At 41.1% G+C, this 18,393-nt stretch carries 17 protein-coding genes and 1 pseudogene; 12 read left to right on the forward strand and 6 right to left on the reverse strand.

Features of this window, described 5'->3' with window-relative positions; translation table 11 throughout:
- Positions 1 to 48: 48 nt before the first annotated feature.
- Together purN and purM are read right to left on the reverse strand one after the other, a co-directional pair.
- Positions 49 to 750 carry a phosphoribosylglycinamide formyltransferase gene (gene purN / locus ACT3RN_RS02860; protein WP_225739180.1) on the reverse strand — a complete coding sequence of 234 codons (702 nt, stop codon included), beginning with the start codon at positions 748 to 750 and terminating at the stop codon, positions 49 to 51.
- Positions 750 to 1,799, reverse strand: coding sequence for a phosphoribosylformylglycinamidine cyclo-ligase (gene purM, locus ACT3RN_RS02865; RefSeq protein ID WP_192519442.1), 1,050 nt, complete (start codon positions 1,797 to 1,799; stop codon positions 750 to 752). The genes purN and purM overlap by 1 nt, the downstream gene beginning before the upstream one ends.
- A gap of 463 nt (positions 1,800 to 2,262) precedes the next feature.
- Between purM and ACT3RN_RS02870 the strand changes: the two genes are divergently transcribed.
- The 3 genes from ACT3RN_RS02870 (at position 2,263) to ACT3RN_RS02880 (ending at position 5,253) form a co-directional block, all read left to right on the forward strand.
- Positions 2,263 to 3,369 carry an AI-2E family transporter gene (locus ACT3RN_RS02870; protein ID WP_192519441.1) on the forward strand — a complete coding sequence of 369 codons (1,107 nt, stop codon included), beginning with the start codon at positions 2,263 to 2,265 and terminating at the stop codon, positions 3,367 to 3,369.
- Positions 3,370 to 3,690: 321 nt separating this feature from the next.
- Positions 3,691 to 4,494: a DnaA regulatory inactivator Hda gene (gene hda, locus ACT3RN_RS02875; RefSeq protein ID WP_192519440.1), complete on the forward strand. Its 804-nt coding sequence runs from the start codon at positions 3,691 to 3,693 to the stop codon at positions 4,492 to 4,494.
- A gap of 75 nt (positions 4,495 to 4,569) precedes the next feature.
- Positions 4,570 to 5,253: a DUF2057 family protein gene (locus ACT3RN_RS02880; protein WP_192519439.1), complete on the forward strand. Its 684-nt coding sequence runs from the start codon at positions 4,570 to 4,572 to the stop codon at positions 5,251 to 5,253.
- A 112-nt stretch (positions 5,254 to 5,365) separates the two neighbouring features.
- Here ACT3RN_RS02880 and ACT3RN_RS02885 read toward each other — a convergent pair whose 3' ends face one another.
- Both ACT3RN_RS02885 and ACT3RN_RS02890 read right to left on the reverse strand, forming a co-directional pair.
- Complete coding sequence (locus ACT3RN_RS02885; protein ID WP_192519438.1) at positions 5,366 to 5,845, reverse strand: Dps family protein; 480 nt, start codon at positions 5,843 to 5,845, stop codon at positions 5,366 to 5,368.
- Between the two features lie 233 nt (positions 5,846 to 6,078).
- The gene (locus ACT3RN_RS02890) at positions 6,079 to 6,738 is read right to left on the reverse strand and encodes a YcxB family protein (RefSeq protein ID WP_192519437.1); all 660 of its coding nucleotides are present in this window, start codon (positions 6,736 to 6,738) and stop codon (positions 6,079 to 6,081) included.
- A 394-nt stretch (positions 6,739 to 7,132) separates the two neighbouring features.
- Between ACT3RN_RS02890 and serS the strand changes: the two genes are divergently transcribed.
- From serS to ACT3RN_RS02925, 7 genes are all read left to right on the forward strand, one after another.
- Positions 7,133 to 8,419, forward strand: a complete 1,287-nt coding sequence (gene serS, locus ACT3RN_RS02895) for a serine--tRNA ligase (RefSeq protein WP_192519436.1) — start codon at positions 7,133 to 7,135, stop codon at positions 8,417 to 8,419.
- A 36-nt stretch (positions 8,420 to 8,455) separates the two neighbouring features.
- On the forward strand, positions 8,456 to 8,872 hold the full coding sequence (locus ACT3RN_RS02900) for a hypothetical protein (protein WP_192519435.1): 417 nt from the start codon (positions 8,456 to 8,458) through the stop codon (positions 8,870 to 8,872).
- Between the two features lie 32 nt (positions 8,873 to 8,904).
- The gene (locus tag ACT3RN_RS02905; RefSeq protein ID WP_192519434.1) at positions 8,905 to 9,255 is read left to right on the forward strand and encodes a hypothetical protein; all 351 of its coding nucleotides are present in this window, start codon (positions 8,905 to 8,907) and stop codon (positions 9,253 to 9,255) included.
- A 233-nt stretch (positions 9,256 to 9,488) separates the two neighbouring features.
- A complete protein-coding gene (tkt, locus tag ACT3RN_RS02910) occupies positions 9,489 to 11,486 on the forward strand; it encodes a transketolase (protein ID WP_192519433.1) in 1,998 nt (665 codons plus the stop codon).
- Between the two features lie 83 nt (positions 11,487 to 11,569).
- Positions 11,570 to 12,601, forward strand: a complete 1,032-nt coding sequence (locus tag ACT3RN_RS02915; protein WP_192992041.1) for a hypothetical protein — start codon at positions 11,570 to 11,572, stop codon at positions 12,599 to 12,601.
- Positions 12,602 to 12,665: 64 nt separating this feature from the next.
- Entirely contained in the window at positions 12,666 to 14,183 is a 1,518-nt protein-coding gene (locus ACT3RN_RS02920; protein ID WP_444518453.1) for a hypothetical protein, read from the forward strand.
- Positions 14,184 to 14,223: 40 nt separating this feature from the next.
- Entirely contained in the window at positions 14,224 to 15,303 is a 1,080-nt protein-coding gene (locus ACT3RN_RS02925) for an NERD domain-containing protein (protein ID WP_192519839.1), read from the forward strand.
- A 53-nt stretch (positions 15,304 to 15,356) separates the two neighbouring features.
- Here the strand turns inward: ACT3RN_RS02925 and ACT3RN_RS02930 are convergent, their stop codons facing one another.
- Positions 15,357 to 16,322 carry a LysR family transcriptional regulator gene (locus tag ACT3RN_RS02930; RefSeq protein ID WP_192519838.1) on the reverse strand — a complete coding sequence of 322 codons (966 nt, stop codon included), beginning with the start codon at positions 16,320 to 16,322 and terminating at the stop codon, positions 15,357 to 15,359.
- A gap of 139 nt (positions 16,323 to 16,461) precedes the next feature.
- On the opposite strand from ACT3RN_RS02930, the gene ACT3RN_RS02935 reads away from it, so the two are divergent.
- Together ACT3RN_RS02935 and ACT3RN_RS02940 are read left to right on the forward strand one after the other, a co-directional pair.
- Positions 16,462 to 16,872, forward strand: coding sequence for a nuclear transport factor 2 family protein (locus tag ACT3RN_RS02935; protein WP_192519837.1), 411 nt, complete (start codon positions 16,462 to 16,464; stop codon positions 16,870 to 16,872).
- 149 nt (positions 16,873 to 17,021) lie between these two features.
- Positions 17,022 to 17,264, forward strand: a complete 243-nt coding sequence (locus tag ACT3RN_RS02940; protein WP_192519836.1) for a DUF2798 domain-containing protein — start codon at positions 17,022 to 17,024, stop codon at positions 17,262 to 17,264.
- Between the two features lie 410 nt (positions 17,265 to 17,674).
- Here ACT3RN_RS02940 and ACT3RN_RS02945 read toward each other — a convergent pair.
- Positions 17,675 to 17,893: pseudogene (locus tag ACT3RN_RS02945) on the reverse strand (GMC oxidoreductase); the annotation flags it as partial.
- Between the last annotated feature and the right edge of the window lie 500 nt (positions 17,894 to 18,393).

An 18,393-nucleotide genomic window follows, 5' to 3' on the forward strand; every position in this document is an offset into this window, starting at 1 on the left:
AGTGTCTTGTGCTGCTTTTGTGTAAAATGGATAATTATAGCCTAAAAATTAGGCATCCAACCAAAGCTTTAAAGGTAAGGCAGGTAACACAGAGGTGTTATCATTGGCTTGATTATTCAAGTTGAGTACACCGCTTGCGATAAGTTTAATCGTCCAAGGCAGTAGCTTATGTTCAAGCTTTTGCACACGTGCCTGTAAACCATCTGCCGTATCTTTTTGATTAACCTGTAACAGTGCTTGAGTCAAGACGTCTCCTGCATCTAGCTCTGCTGTCACCACGTGAATACTACAGCCATGATGACGCTCACCTGCTTGTATAGCACGCTGATGAGTATCTAAGCCTTTATAAACAGGAAGTAGAGAAGGGTGAAGGTTAATCATCGGTGCTGGTGCATTGTCGATAAATGATGCACTCAATACACGCATAAAGCCTGCTAGTACTACCAAATCAGGCTGCCATGTCGCTAGTTGCTCACTAGCATGGCTTTCAAACGTTTTGATTCCCATGCGTTTGCCGCTAGCAACGTGAGATAGTACTGCCACTGGAATATCGGCATCTTTAGCACGTGTAATGGCATAAGCATCTTCACGGTTACTAATGACACCAACGATTTCAATCGGTAGCGCACCAGCTTGCATAGCCTCTATTAGGACTTGCAAGTTGCTACCACTACCTGATACCAAGATGGCAATACGCAGTGGTTTTTTGGCTTGGCTCATGGTACTGACGGATATTGTGGATGTTGACATTAACGGTACACCACGGCGTCCGCTTCACGTGTAACCATCTCACCTAATTGCCAAGCCGTTTCGCCTGCATCGTTTAAAGTGTTAATGGCGGCTTCTGCTTTGTCTTTTGGTACGACAATCACAAAACCCACACCGCAGTTAAAGGTGCGATACATCTCACTTTGCTCGATATTACCTTGGGTTTGCAACCAGGTGAATAACTCTGAGAACTGCCAGCTGTTGGTGTCGATGCTCGCTGCTAAACTTTCAGGCAATACGCGTGGTAAGTTATCGGTCAAACCGCCACCAGTAATGTGAGACATAGCATGAAGTGCTGAGCTGCCAAGTGTATCTTGTAAGGCTTTGATGGCTTTAACATAAATGCGAGTAGGTGCCATTAGGGCATCTTGGATAGGCTGGCCATCTAACTGTTCATCGCTCGTGGTGACATCGACATCGCTTACTTCAATGACTTTACGAACTAATGAATAGCCATTTGAATGTGCGCCACTTGATGCTAGTGCAATCAGTACATCGCCTTCAGCCACATTATCACCAGTGATGACTTCGGCTTCTTCAACCACGCCTACACAGAATCCTGCTAGATCGTAATCATCATCTTGGTACATGCCTGGCATTTCAGCAGTTTCACCGCCGATAAGTGAGCAGTTTGCTAACTTACAGCCGTCACCAATACCCGTTACAACAGTAGCAGCAACATCAACGTCTAGCTTGCCTGTGGCGTAATAATCTAAAAAGAATAATGGCTCTGCACCGCATACCAATAAATCATTAACACACATGGCGACCAAATCGATACCGATAGTGTCATGACGATTGAGTTGTAAAGCCAGCTTAAGTTTTGTGCCAACACCATCAGTACCAGATACCAATAATGGTGATGTGTAGCCAGTAGGAATGCGGCACAGTGCGCCAAAGCCACCCAAACCACCCACAACTTCGGGACGAGTAGTGGCTTTTGCCACTGATTTGATGCGCTGAACCAGTGCATCACCCGCGTCGATATCAACACCGGCATCTTTGTAGCTTAAAGAAGGCTTGTTACTCATGGTCATCTCACAAATTTTATAGGGAATGAAGGTTTGTCAGTAGAAAAGCGAGTTTGTCGTATTAATTTAATCGTATTAACTATAGATACAGTGGGCGCATTATACCCAAAAACAGCCCCTACTCGCAAAGCAACTTACGGATATTTGACTGATATTTAATGAAGAATGACATTAGGGTCTGTTTAACATCTAAATGTGCTACTGGCAGAGGCTGCTTTTTAGACAACACGTAGCGAATTTTTAACGCCCAGTAGCCCTAATATCGGAATATTCAATAGACCCTAATGGATAAATAAAAAATTAAGCAACAAAAAATGACTGATTTTTTCTGTACTTTGCGATAATTTAACACTAAATTTATTGTCAATAACTGTTTGCTGTTATGATGTTGTGGTTCGATAAGCCATATCGAAGATTCAAGCACATTACTATTCAAATCAGCTTAAGCGTAGGATTATCCGTCATGACGAACCAACCAATAGACTTATTTTTTCGGCGCTTATTTATAGTCACCACTTTGGTAATGGTGTTGGTTTTGTTGTATTTGATGATGCCCGTTATTATACCGTTTGTTTTTGCCTTCGTACTGGCTTATTTATTCAATCCACTGGTTAAGCGTTTGTCGAAATATATCAAACGTTGGATAGCCATTCTCATTGTTTATTCGACTATTACCTTAGGGATGGTACTGTTGCTATGGTGGTTGATTCCGACATTGTGGAATCAGTTGCAAGCGGCATGGGACTACTTACCCAAGGTTTTAAATTGGTATAACGAAGTGGTACGAGAGTGGTTCACTAACAACACTCGTATGCGTCTACCAGAGCTAGAATCTAAAGGTTTTTCTGAGACATTGGTAGATTATATGCAAACGAATTATAAGTTTGCAGATGCTAGCACCATGATGAGTCACATTATCTCATCAAGCATGAACTTTATTAACAATGCGGGTCTCATTGTATTAGTACCTATTTTGACCTTTTACTTTTTATTCAATTGGGATCAGCGCTTACATACGTGGAAGATGGCGATTCCAGCTGCTTATAGTAAAAAATTCGTTCAAATTGCTCAGGAGTGTGACCAAGCATTAATGGCTTTTATTAAAGGCCAGTTGTTGGTGATGGTTCTATTGGGTGTCATTTATGCTGTGCAGTTGCAGCTTATCGGGCTAGAGCTTGGACTGATCATCGGTATGGTGGCGGGTATCGCAAGTTTTGTGCCTTATTTAGGTTTTGGTATTGGCTTTATCGCTGCTATTATTGCTTGCCTATTCCAATTTGGATTAGATTGGACCTATTTATCGTTGATTACCGGTGCGTTTTTGATTGGACAAGCTGCAGAAGGTTATATCCTACAGCCTTTGTTATTAGGTGATAAGATTGGTCTATCGCCGTTATGGGTTATTTTTTCAGTATTGGCGGGGGCAAGTTTATTAGGTTTCGTTGGCATGCTGATTGCGTTGCCTGTCTCTGCTGTACTTAACGTATTGTTCCGTCATTTATTTGCTTATTATCGTTCGACAGATTTTTATAAAGGTCACAAGCAGTTAACCCTTTTTGAAAAGAAATAAATCATTTATCTTTAAAGTAATGTGGTTATCACAAATTGGCAGTAGAATTGTGAGAAGGATAAAAAAGGGTTAATCAGGCTTAATAGGTAAAAGACTTGTCAGTCATTTTGCAAATATGTTATATATAGGCGCAGTGTTGACAGTATCAGCAGTCAGTTGTACATAAGGTTTGTCTCAATAAAGCAATCTTGCGATATACTGATGCTATAAAAGACAACATGCTAATATTGTAAGTTAGTATGAAGCGGTATCAGTACTACTCTCATATAGTTAGTGATTAATAATTTTTATATTGCGTTACGCAAAACGAGTTGATGATTCATGGCAGAAGCACAGCTAAGTCTCAATCTGGACATTAAGCATGATGCAAGTCTAAGTGACTTTGCCGGTCCTGGTTGGATGTCGATTATTGATGCAGTGCGGCAGCTACATGTCGGCCTGATTGGTCAGCTGTATCTATTTGGTAGCCCTGCTACTGGTAAGTCTCATTTGCTATCTGCGATTTGTGAGTCGTTCATTGAGATGGATAAGTCAGCTATTTGCCTATCACTTAATGAGTTGATTCATGCTGATGTGCATGTGCTGTCCTCTTTGGAGAATTTTGATCTCATTGCTATCGATGATTTAGAAGTGCTTGAGCAGAGTAGTCAGTGGCAAGAAGCCTTGTTTCATCTGATTAATCGGAGCCGGGAAGGACAGCGTCAGTTATTGTTTGCCGCCAATAAGCCTGCAGGGGAGTTACCTTTTCAGCTGAGAGATTTATTGACCCGTTTAGCGCAGTCTCCTACGTTTAAAGTACCTAATGGGCATGATTTAGCAGATCGTCAGGCATTGTTGCAGTCTATTTTACGTCGACGCGGTTGGCAATTTGATGATCGCATACTCGACTATTTGCTCACAGAAGGACCACACCGTATTGGGGCAATGATGGACGTGCTTAATTACATTCAGCCAATGTTCTCTAATCTAGGGCGTAATAACATATCTAAAGCCGTCATCAGTGATGCGCTGCGTACTATCGATGAGCAAACGCTTGCAGCAGAGCTGGCTGATATTGCCCAAGAGACCCAAGTTGATAATGACGCGGCAGATCAGGACCAACATACGATGCCATTTGATTTTTAGTATTGAGAGTCCGATGGTTTTATCTACAATACATTTACTATGTCCAAAACGTTTTTACTATTAATGGAACCTGTTATGAAACTGAATAATGCTTTGCTAAAAAAACTGGCTATCAGCACGCTGCTTATTGGGGCAAGCTCTATCCCTATGCTGTCACAGGCAGACGTCACTTTATTGGTGGACGATCATATTAAAGTCACTGCAATTAATGGACAAGAAGTCAAACAGAGTGCCTTTCAGCCACTAACAAAACAATTTACACTGGCACCAGGACAACATGCGATTACTGCTAAATATGATCGTTTGTATGACTTACGCCGTGATGAGCATGACTATCTACGTTCAGGTAATGTCAGTGTGACGGCACAGTTGGCTGACAATCAAACCTATCGTTTAACCATGCCAAATCAGCCAGAAGATTATACTGCGGCTAAAGAATATGCCAAAAGTCCAACATTGGCTGTGCAGCAAGATGATGTCGTGATCGCTAGTCAGCAAAGTATGAGTAATAATCAAGGTGGGTTGTTTTCAGGTTTAGGTAAAGCCATTGGTGGTGTGTTCAGCGGTAGCGGTGATGCTGAGTTGCAGAACCAACAGACTATTGCAGCATTGAATCAACCGTCTGTATCAACTCAAAGTACGGTACAGCAAGGTACTAGTGTAGATAATTCTCGCAGTACTTTAGACCAGTTTATGCAAATATGGTTGCAAGCTACGCCTGCGGAACGTGAAAAAATGAGCCAGTGGATTCAACAATAGATCGTTATTTTTATAAAGCATTAATTGTTTTTATAAAGCATTAATAGTAAAAAAGCACCTACTTGTTAGTAGGTGCTTTTTTATATATCAATGATATTTGAGCTTGTGGTTATTAACCCAAAAATGCGTTGTACATCCATATTAGCTTTTCTTGCTCTTGTACATAGGCATCTACAAGATCAGCTGATCCTTGGTCATCGCTTTCAGCAGCCAGTGCTGATACTTGACGCTGCTCTTGAATAAGCTCTTGTAAGCCTGTTACCACGCCTTTCACACAAGTGGTACCATCGCTGACATTTTTGTCTTCGCTAATACCTGTAAGCTTAGCAAACTCACTATAAGCATGTAGTGGTGTACCACCTAATGTTAAGATGCGTTCAGCAATTTCGTCAATTTGTAGTTGTAGCGCTGTATATAGCTCTTCAAATTGAGGGTGTAGGGTGAAGAAGTGCTCACCTTTCACATTCCAGTGATAGCCACGGACGTTGATATAAAACATGTGGTAGCTTGACAATAGACCGTTTAGTTTAGCAATGATTTCGCTCATGTCTGCTTGTTCTAGGCCGATTTGGTTAGTTGCATTGTTACTCATAATATTATCCTTGTAGTGTGAGTGTTGATGTAAAAAATGGATGAATCAATTTACGTTGTAATTAAAAAATACTTATATAAATTATAGACTCTACAACCTCTTTTTCTGTCTATTATAATAACAAAGCATTGTCGACAAGTTAAGTTGAATAAATGCAATAATACTATTGGTTTTATAAAAAGAGAAAGCCTTATTACCGCTTAGTTTATCGTGAGAATAAGGCTTGTGGCTTATTATGCTGGCGGCTGCAGGTTTTCAGGGTTTAAGCCTTTAACAGCAATAACTTCTTGCAAATGTTGGCGAACTGTATCAATTGGAAACTTCTGTGCTTGCAGACGTTTAGGTACGATTTGGCTGCCTTGTTGACCTTTCATTTCAAACATCATAAAGATATAGTCATCAGTTTCGTCCCAACTTTTAACAGCAGTCCATGGAATCACGGCTTGTTGGGTAGTGCCAGGTCGCATCTGCATACCGCGCATTTGGTTAGAGTTAAACATGTCAGGCTGATTGACTGGCATGGCCATGACCAAGCCATGTTTTTGTACACCTAATTTCATCTGGCGCATCTCATCTGGCATTTCTTGATCAGCCACTTGTTTTTCAAACTCTCTTTTTACGTACCATTGAAAACCAAGCGTACGAGCCAGTAGGTAAATTACGACTGACACCAACATCAGCCAAAAAATAATGGTTGAATAACCTGTCACAAAGACTAACCCTACGATCGCTAATATCACGACTATTGCCATGATAATCCATTCTTTCATTTTGATGCTTTTTAGACCAAAAGAGGGGCTGGCACTGGCAAATAGTTCGTACTGTGCTTGGTGGAATTCCGCCTCGGTTAAGTTTAAGGCGACAGGTTGCAGCGTGTAGGGGTACAGGGCCATAGAGGTTTCTCAAATACTTGTATTAAAAGTGTTAGGTTTAAATCACCAAAGTGCAGCGGTGATGCCGCACTTGGCTGAAAGTGGAAAAAGATATGTACTTATCTTACCGAAAAGCGCTCTTAAATGAAACATATAAGCAAGCTGTTTACAGATAGTTGCTATATTATTGCGATTCAGCCGTATTATGATGGTTTGTTGAATGTCAGAGCTGGTAATCAAGTTAAAATAGTGTGTGATAAATCCTAGTGGCAATGGCTGAAAGTATCGTCAAGACATGGTCAAATGTGATGGGTCTTGGTATTATAGCGACTATAAATTATTTTGATAAAAACAGTATTGTTAAAAATAACATTTTTAAACCTCTTATTCACTTTTAGCGTTACAGGCAACTACTATGATTGATCCGAAACTCTTACGCGGCGATTTAAGCGATTTACAACAACAACTAGCCACACGTGGCTATGAGCTTGATATGGATTTTTGGCAAGCAATTGAGTCTGAACGTAAGTCACTACAGGTGAAAACTGAAGAGCTGCAATCACGTCGTAATGCTGGTGCTAAGCAGGTGGGTGCGCTAAAAAAATCAGGCGAAGATGCCAGCGAGCTATTGGCTGAAATGCAGAGTGTTAGCGGTGAGATTAAAGCCGCTGAAGACGAACTACGTACTTTACAGGAACGTATCACCCAAGCTGCTTTACAGATTCCAAATATTCCGGCAGCGGGTGTGCCCGTCGGTACGTCAGAGGACGATAACGTAGAAGTCCGTAAATGGGGTACGCCGCGCGCGTTTGATTTTGATATTCAAGATCATACTTATATCGGTGAGACGCTTGGTATGCTTGACTTTGAGGCGGCAACAAAACTGACTGGTAGCCGTTTTAATGTGTTAAAAGGGCAGCTTGCACAAATGCACCGTGCTTTGATTCAGTTCATGCTGAATACTCATACTATTAAGTATGGCTATACTGAGACGTATGTACCTTATATTGTCAATTCTGACAGCCTAAAGGGTACGGGTCAGCTGCCGAAGTTTGAAGACGATTTGTTTAAATTGACCAATCATACTAATAATGACGAGATGGATTTTTATTTGATTCCAACCGCTGAAGTGCCTATGACCAACTTGGTACGTGGTGAGCGTTTGGACATCAGTGAATTGCCGCTTAAGTTTACCGCGCACACGCCATGTTTCCGTAGTGAAGCTGGCTCTCATGGTCGTGATACCCGTGGCTTGATTCGTCAGCATCAGTTTGAAAAAGTTGAGATGGTCAATATTGCTACCGCTGAGCAGTCTGATGAGTTGCTAGAGGCCATGACTGGACAAGCTGAATATGTCTTGCAGCAGCTTAATCTGCCATATCGTACGGTTAAGTTATGTACCGGTGATATGGGCTTTGCAGCGCAAAAGACTTATGACATCGAAGTATGGTTACCGAGCCAAGACACCTATCGTGAAATCTCTAGCTGTTCTAACTGCGGTGACTTCCAAGCGCGCCGTATGGGTACGCGTGTCAAAGACGGTAAAAAAACCACACTGGCACACACGCTAAATGGCTCAGGTTTGGCAGTTGGTCGTACGCTACTAGCCGTCATGGAAAATCACCAAAACGCTGACGGTAGTATCACTATTCCAGAAGTATTGCGTCCGTTTATGGGCGGTGCTGAGACTATTTCGGTTTAATATATGATTCACCATATAGCTCAATAAGGATAGATAGTGGCATTGTACGCAGATGGTTTGGGTCAATATCAGAATGAGTACGATGCCCTGTGGCAAAGCATTGTGCCTAAGAGCGGTCAAGCTGATACGCTTCAAGGTGAACTCGTTCGTTTGATCGGTCGGTTGGCTAGCGAGTATTATCGAAATGGCAATATGAATTGGAGTGATGACTTTAGCAACATGGCTAAGTGCCTTGAGACTGAATTAGGCCAACACTTTAAGCACTTGTCAGACCAACAAGCCATTCAGGTATATCTGTATCAGATCGTTAAAAATGGCGAGACAGGCATCTGCTATTACCTAGATGGTGAAGATATATACGATAAAATAACGGATTATGTCGTGGCGTTCTGCCAACAAAACGAGGTGGCTGTGCTTAATCACTGCCCAGCGGCTTATCATTATTCCTACTAATTTAGGCAACTCTTCTATTAGGTGATGCTTCTATGACACAGTTTTATTTAAGAACTGCAAATGATGAGCTAGCAACATTCGATTGGGATTCTATAAAACGTTATATTATGGATTTGCCTTATTCAGATGAAGAGCATATCGTCTTAGGCAGCTTGCTTGAGGATAATAGTTATATCCAGACTCGTGTTAATGTAGAAACTTATCGCACAGATGGGCTCTATGATTTAGAAGTGCGACTTCCTGTTGAAAGTGGGTTTCAGCATTATCAGTGCTGCACCAACGATACGTGCCAAGTCATCAATGACTTTTATTTGTTTTATACCAACCAGTTGGTAGATGTCAGCCTATATCAAGATATAACCGCTGAATTTGATGGATATTGACTTGAATATACATATCACGATTACTATATAACATTACCAATGCTCTTCATGATATGCATGAAAAGTGACTGGTAATGCACTTAATTGTCATAGCATTTCTTAGCTAGCCTTATAGCAAATATGTTAATATTACACTTTAATTTTATAGTCTATAACTTAGGGGCGCATTTGGCGTCCTTATGCTTATACTCCTTTGAGTAAACTCTCCTCTTAGCCCAATACTAGGACACTCTATGCCAGCTCCAATTAGCGAACGTAAATTAGCCAATGCCATCCGTGTACTGTCGTTTGATGCGGTTCAAAAAGCCAACTCTGGACATCCAGGCGCGCCAATGGGTATGGCTGATATTGCCGAAGTTTTGTGGCGCAAATTTTTGAAGCACAACCCAACCGATCCACAGTGGCACAACCGCGACCGTTTTGTATTATCGAATGGTCACGGCTCAATGCTTATTTATTCATTACTACATTTATCAGGTTATGATGTCAGCGTTGATGATCTAAAAGGCTTCCGCCAGTTGCATTCAAAAACCCCAGGTCACCCTGAGCTTGGCTATACACCAGGTGTGGAGACGACGACTGGTCCACTAGGTCAAGGTATTGCCAATGCCGTTGGTTTTGCTATCGCTGAAAAAACCTTAGCCGCGCAGTTCAATCGTGACGGTCACAATATCGTTGACCATAACACTTATGCATTCTTAGGTGATGGTTGCTTGATGGAAGGTATCAGTCATGAAGTGTGCTCACTGGCTGGCACGTTAGGTCTTGGCAAGCTAGTCTTCTTTTATGATGACAATGGTATCTCAATCGATGGTAACGTAGAAGGCTGGTTTACAGATGATACGCAAGCTCGTTTTGAGTCGTACGGCTGGCAAGTTATCAAGGTCGACGGTCATGATGCTGATGCGATTACGCAAGCAACTGAACAAGCGCTTGCAGAGACTGCTAAGCCAAGTCTCATCATTTGTAAAACAACTATCGGTGCTGGTAGCCCGAATAAGCAAGGCCTAGCAGCCAGTCATGGTGCACCACTTGGTGACGACGAAATCGCCTTGACTCGTGATGCATTGTCTTGGAAGCATGCTCCGTTTGAATTAGATGATGAAATCTATGAAGCGTGGGATGCCAAAGCCAAAGGCGACGTACAGCAAAAGAACTGGGACGCTGACTTTGAAGCGTATAAAAAAGCCTATCCAGAACTAGCAGCAGAATTGTTACGCCGTTTAAATGGCGACTTACCAGCTGACTTTGCTAGTCAAGCACAAGCCTACATCCAACAAACGCAAGAAGCGGGCGCTGATGTTGCTAGTCGTAAAGCTAGCCAAAACGCCATTAATAGCTTGCAGCCATTATTACCAGAATTGCTAGGCGGCTCAGCGGATCTAGCAGGCTCAAACCTCACGCTGTTTAAAGGTGCTAAAGGCATCGAAAAAGACGCTGACGGAAACTATATCTATTACGGCGTACGTGAGTTCGGTATGACCGCAATTGCCAATGGTATCGCACTACATGGCGGATTTATCCCTTACGTAGCCACGTTCCTAATGTTTATGGAATACGCACGTAACGCGGTACGCATGGGCGCACTCATGAAGCAGCGCGTCATCCATGTCTATACCCATGACTCTATCGGTCTGGGTGAAGATGGCCCAACGCATCAGCCAGTTGAGCAATTGACTAGCCTACGTACCACGCCAAACCTACGCACTTGGCGTCCGTGTGATGCGACTGAATCGGCTAGCGCTTGGGTAGAAGCAATCAAATCTGAAAACAACCCATCAGCATTGATCTTTAGCCGTCAAAGCTTGCCACATCAAGCGCGCGATAGTGAGCAAGTAGCCAACATCACCAAAGGCGGTTATGTACTTGCGAAAGAGCAAGGCGAGCTACAAGCCATCATCATCGCGACTGGTTCAGAAGTTAGCCTTGCGATGGAAGCGTATGAAACGTTGAGCGCAAATGGTGTTGGCGTCCGTGTGGTGTCTATGCCATGTGCAGAAATCTTTGTAGAGCAAGATGCTAACTATCGCGAAGCGGTATTGCCTGCCAATATCCGTGCTCGCGTCGCAGTGGAAGCCGCTCATGTAGATTACTGGTATAAGTTCGTTGGTCTAGATGGCAAAGTCATCGGTATGACCACTTATGGTGAATCTGCACCTGCCAGTGATTTGTATAAAGAGTTTGGTATTACGACTGACGCGGTAGTAGAAGCAGTAAACAGTTTGGTGTAATTTTTTACTAAGAGCAGTTCCTTAAGACAGCACATATAAGATAGACTGAATGCGTTCGGTCTATCTTTTTTTTGGATAAAATTATGAGTGTGGCTTTATATCTCGACTTAGCAAATTATGAAGGGAAAGATGTTTATCAAGAGTTACTCATTGGCTATATTGAGGATATTAGGCGCATACTAAAAGACTGCGAGGCTTTAAAAAAGTATGATGCTAATTTAACTAAAGCAATATCTACAGATATGGAAGAGCCTATAAAGAATACAGAAGATGGTCTACTTAAATCAGTATTTACTAAATTGAGTATTAAAAATAATAAGCTAAACCTTGCTTCCGTAAAACAGTGCATAGAAGAATGTAATGGGTTTAGCACTCATGAGGTGCTATCTTCAAACCGGTTTGAAGAACTAAATTTTAAACTATGGGATTTGTTTGCTCTCAGCGTCTGTAATGATCATCTATTATGTTTATTGAATCGAGGCGAATTGACAGTAGCTGAATATAGTTCTTTTTTTACAAATATAGGGATGCAAGTTTCATCTGTAGCCCAACCTTACTATCATCCCTTTTACCATGAAATATATTATGTTGATGATGTAGTAACAGTAGGTGAGCATGAGCAAATAGTTATCAAAGACCAGTTGTATCCGACTATTATGTTTGGTGAATTACAGTTTTCGAGGGGTGGAGTAAGTGTCTATAGCCATCCATGTGTAGATAAATCCTTGGCTGAAAAAAGCGATATGTATTTCACCAACCATAGAGATAACCGATTATGTCATGACTTATCTCATGGTTGGGGACATAATTCGCGCTGGCGAACAGACTTTGTCAGAAATTACGAGACAGAAAAAGAATGGAAATTCAACGTAGATGGAGAAGTAGATCTTTCAAGTACTGAAAGCTACAAACAACATTATCAGCAGTATAATGATGAGATACCAGTATCGGTATCAGCTGCGAAAGAGTTATTAGTTAATCGATGTTTTATACATAAAAATAGTATTCCACAAGAAATACAATCAGACTTATTCCCTTATGATTGGCATATAGACATTGCTAAAGATAATTTTAATTATGTGCAATGGAAGAAAAGAGATTTAGTAGACAGGTAGTCATCGGTAGCTAACTATTAAACGACATAAACTAAAATTCAATATTTTCTAAGACGATAAAATCATGACAAGTTGCACGACTTCTATTAACTCGCAAAAGCCATTCCTTACGTCTAATCAACCGACTGTTGAAACAGTAAACGTGCTCTTAACGTTAGATGATTTCTTTTCTGACATGTCAAAAAAGTTGAGTTCTAATGAGTTAGATGATTTGACCAAGCGTCATGACTTTATATATGAAAAAGAGCTTCGTGACTGTAATCTTGATTATTCACTAAATAGTCTCAAGCGAATTGATGAGTGGTTGCTAACGGTTAAAACAAGACTACCTGACTTTACAGAGTATCGAATTTTTTCTTCAGAATACCCGCTGCACAATAGCTCGACTATTGAGATATTGAGCTACTATTTAGGTGAAATCATTGGACGAGCTCGTAGAGAAGCCCCAGTTTGGTACCCTGATGCAAGCGATCATTGTATAGGGGATCAGACCGCACTGACTGAAAACATGTTTGTCGAGTTTGATAGTGATATCCAAGATTTATGTGATTTTTTCGTTCCTAAGCAAGTGATTTACCAAGCATTGATAATAGCTAGTGATGATGGGGTATTACAAGACCAAACAATTTGGCAAAGTGTGTTGGAGCTAGTTCCATCTACTATATTAAGAAATACTGATTTCAACCAGCCTTTGCCACCCGTACCCACTATGGAGTTGAAGTTTGATAGGGAGATTGAATTTGCTAATTTAGATCGAGCGGATTTAGCTTACTTACAAATGATGCCTCCAAAATGGATGAAAGACGACGTCTTGTATGAACAAATGAACCAATTGTCTAAGCTATATAAAACAGGCAAAGTAGTATGGGCTCATGTCGTCCAAGCAAATAAAATGCTATGGTCTTTTGATCAGACATACTCTTGTCCTGCTGAAGTATTATACGATCCAACAGGGCGAACACCAGTTTCTTATCTAGCAGAAATTGCACATGAACTTTATACTTTTAAAAATAACATTCCTGATACGGATGATATAGAAATATTAAAGTATGCCGAGCACATAACTGACGAACATACTAGAATGCTTGGTTTTGACATCCCTAATAGCATTACGCCTTTACCACTAAAGTCTACCAGTATGTTCGTTTGGCGATTACATTTACCCAATGGTATTTTGCAAAGCTCATTTCCTATTTTAATCAGTGATGAAACAGCTGAGGTTACTGTACTTCCCGCCAAGTTTTGGGACCCAGCTTATTATGATGAATGGATTCAAGACAGTTATTTTGAAGAAGATATGTATTACGGCGTACGAAAACTTTATGAGAGTGATAATCCTTGGAAAGGGTATGAGAAGCACCTTCGGCCACAAGTGACTGAGCTTATTGATGATATTCCAAGCTTAGCTAATAAAGCATCTTTTAACAGTTATAAGCCTACTTCAACCGATATGGACTTCGTTACAGAATCGATTCAACAGAATTTTGCAGAAGCAAAACAAGAAAGTACAAGCTTCATAAAAATTGTCATTGGCGTAATCATATTTATAAATATTTTATATGTGCTCAAATCTTTTGTTTAGTAGATGTCAGCCTATTGGGCTATTCTTTGAGAAATTCATTATGTCCCTAAAATCTTCCTTCAAAGGCTTCTTAGGCGAGACCGTTATCAACGTCGCCATGTGGCTTAAGCTTGAAAAAGATGTCTACCACCGATTAAACGGTATTACTTTGCCAAGAGCCAATGGTGGCAGTACCCAAATCGACCATATCATTGTCTCCGTATACGGCATCTTTGTCATCGAAACCAAAAACTATAAAGGCTGGATATATGGTAGCGAGAAGCAAAGACAGTGGACGCAATCATTCCCAAATGGCAGTAAATTCAAATTCCAAAACCCATTGCGCCAAAATTATCTACATATTAAAACGCTTGCAGATTTATTAAGTTTAGAGCTGAGCTACTTTCATTCGATGATTGCCTTCATCGGTGAGTGTGAACTAAAAACCCGCGATGAGTTGCCCGAACATGTATTGACGAGTGGTATGGCGTCTTATGTGAAGAAAAAGCAAGATAAGCTACTGACTGAAGATGAGGTTACATCCATCGTTGAGCAGATTAATAGCAACAGGTTTAGCAAATCTTGGCGCACTAACCGGAAGCATAAAGCCTATCTAAAAGACAAGCATAGCCCATCAAACAAAAAGCCTAGTGGTAACGCTACTGATAAATCAGTGGCTCAACCTACCAATAAGCCCACACCAGAGCTGATCGTAAGAGAAACCGCTAAACGAGCCACGCTACAAAGTAAAGAAGTGCTGCAATGGTCTGGTCAGACTGAAGTTGTATCTAACGAGTTACCGATTGATAGTTTGAATACTCAGCAGGCGAGTGCGACACATGTCAGTATATCGCATAATATGGCTGATAAAGTGTTTCTCACACCGTTTGAGGTTGTAGATTCTGAGTTATCGGGCAATGATTTTAAAATAGCTGAATGTGAGGTTATCAAGTCTAATATTACTAATCTCAAAACAACGGAAAAAACCCTTGGTACGGTTGTTACCGAGCAAATACCTACCTGTCCAAAATGCCAGGGAGAAATGGTCAAACGTGTTGTCAAAAAGGGCGCACGGCTTGGTCAGACATTTTATGGTTGTAGTCAATTTCCCAAATGCCGCGGTGTGGTGAATATTGATTAACGCTGCTTCATATAATCCATACCCTAATAGCTGCTTGAGCTAAGCAAAATACTCTAATAGCTAGCACAACTAGCAACTAGCCAATCAGCAACTGCTCTTACTCGTGCAGAGCGTCTGACATCAGGATGCATCACAAGATAGAGAGGGTAGTCTTGAGTCAGCGGAATATTGGTATTTGAAATTGAATCCTGATTGTCTGAAACAAGTGTTGAAGAGTGAATATTCTCCAATATTGATGGTGTTCGAGCTGTTAGTGATACTCGATTAATTGGGTCAACTGCCGTTAGCTCTGGGTATTGATGGGCTAAAAACTCTGGTAGTAACGCGATACCTATTTTTTTACGAGCAGCGTGACAAGCCATATATAGATCATTAGTGTTAAATGCACTCGTATAGGCATACTGTTTCATTAACGCCTGTGACCAAGCCAGCACTCGAGCGTTGGCTTGGAACTCTATTAATTGCCATTGGTCAGAGCGAGTGTGTTTGAGGTATTCATCATTAGCAAAGAAGCCATATCTTGTGGACCCAATAATACGAGCAACCAGATCCTTTTGTGTAGGACAACGTGTTCTAATGGCGATGTCTGCTTCTCTGTGATGTAAATTGCTCAAGCCAACTTCACCGCTCAATTCGATTAATATATTTGGGAGTTGCTGGCGAAAATCAGCCAGAGCAGGCATTAACACTTCATTCGCCCAGACAGGTGGTGCCGATATAACCACTTTGCCCTGCATGGCGTTTTGATCAATCGCCATTCTCTCGAATATAGCGATTTCTTTTTTCACTTCAGTGGCTTGATTGTAGAGCATCGAACCTTCTGGCGTCAGTGCATAGCGTTTACCTAATCGATCAAACAGGTTTACCACTAATGTCTGCTCAAGATGATCTATGCGCCTCGCAACCGTACTGTGTTGCACGCCCATCTCTTCAGCGCAGGCAGTCAGTGTCTGTTTTTCTACCAAGCAAACAAAGTAAGCCAAATCATCCCACTGCATGTCACCATCACCTTTCAGCATGAGTACTGATCTTAGTCTAAATAATCAGTTTAGCAAATTTCACCGTGCATTTTTGCACAGTGATTGCTGATCTGTCCTCTGTTTATCTGTGTTGCACTACATTAGAATTATTATCTACTTTAAAAATATTGAGATACTAATGCCATCACAATCAAATGCCCAAACACTCGATCAATTCGTCACTCATATATTTGCGGGCGAATATGAGCAGGCCATGCAGCAATGTGACGAAAACGTTAAGTTCGTGGTGTTCCGAGAACATCCAGACAGTCAGGTGCCTATTTATGGTACTCACAGTGGTAAAAATGCAGGCATTGAGTTTTTTAAAAATCTTGCAAAAATGTTTGAGTTTGGCGAGTTTGTCATGGAGGAGTCCATCGTCGCTGATGATTACGTGATCAGATTTGGCAAGCTTGCTCACACTGTCAGAGACACAGGGAAAGTATTTAATAGCCTTTGGTCAATGATTGTCCGTTTTAATGATGCTGGCGAGATTTGCCTGTACCGCATGCACGAGGACACGGCGGCTTTGGAGAAAGCGATGCAGTAATACATATATAAGGTATGTTGAATACTCGGCCATATATTGACAGTGCTGATTTGTGCAAGCTCAACATACATTACTGTTTTTATAAAAAACTTATCAAAAAATATTTGTCAAAAACTCATCTATTAAAAATCATAATGAATCGAGCAACTATGAATAAAGTCGCTATAAGTTGGAAATTTCGCCTCATTAACACGGCTATCATGGCGATGCTATTGTCAGGGTTGATGACTCTCTATATCACTTTTGTCAATCTTGGTTCGATAGAGGGCTTTGTGTATTATTGGCTCAAGGCTTGGATGCTAGCAGCGCCTGTAGCCTTTGTTTGTGTCATGATAATAGCCAGTCCAGTACAAAAGCTAACCAAGCGAATTTTAGAGCCAAAACAAAAATAGGATCTAAAACATTAGGGCGTGTTGAACATTCAAATATTAGGGCTGCTGATCGCTAAAATTGCACCAAACTAGGCGCCAGCCGACGATAAGGTCGAGACCTTAACTAGGCTTGTAACGACGTTTGGGGTGATTTTAGCATCAGCCTTTCAGGGCAGTACTCTTTTTTGCCAATACATAGCGAAATTGTTTAACCTAGAATGACTAGGCATCAAAAATTTCACTGCATATTGTCTAAAAAATAGTCACTGCCAGCACCACATTTGAATGTTCAACACGCCCTATAACAAAGAGTATTAGGACGCTTCTTCAATTCAATCGCTAGTCATCTAAATAGGTTAAAAGCGACTTACCTTGCCAAACGGAGTCAATTTATCTCGTTTTTATCTCCATTTTTAAAATGAGGACACGCTCTAGTCTAAATGCTGTTTAGCTTTAATCATATCAGCTGCTTTTTCGGCGATCATGATTGTTGGTGCATTGGTATTGGCGCTAACCAGTGTTGGCATGATTGACGCATCGATGACGCGCAGTCCGCTTACGCCGAATACCTTTAACTCTAAATCCACTACTGAGCAATCGTTTGAGCCCATTCGGCAAGTGCCTACAGGGTGATAGATGGTGTCTGATTTATTGCGGATATAGCCGAGCATGCCATCCTTTTCGTAAATTACGCCAGTTGCTCGTTTGTCTTCAATGATGACACGGTTGGCTTGCGCGTGGGTAATAACGGTTCGGTTCGGACGGCTTTGCACTGGGTGGTAGGTAAGCGGCTGCGGCAGAGCAGCGTTGACCTTGTTTATCTCCATGAAAATGAGTGACCTAATATAACCCAGCGCCCTCTTGCTTGTAGCCAATTTCCCAAATGTCGCGGTGTGGTGAATATTGATTAACAAATAGATTTAGAAAAGCATAGTCCTGAGTAATCAATCATTACATTCAGTTTTTCTAAATTCATATACAATATATTTTTATATATAATATAATTATATAGGTTAATTGGTGATAAGAACCTATTTCATAGAATATTACATTGAATTTATAGGAATATTATGAACTTCAAATTTAGAGTGGTTAACACAGCAATAATGTCTGTATTGCTCTCATTTATGATGACCATGTTTATTACATT

The sequence above is a fragment of the Psychrobacter sp. AOP5-GZ1-6 genome (genome assembly GCF_052376345.1).
Lineage (GTDB): Bacteria > Pseudomonadota > Gammaproteobacteria > Pseudomonadales > Moraxellaceae > Psychrobacter.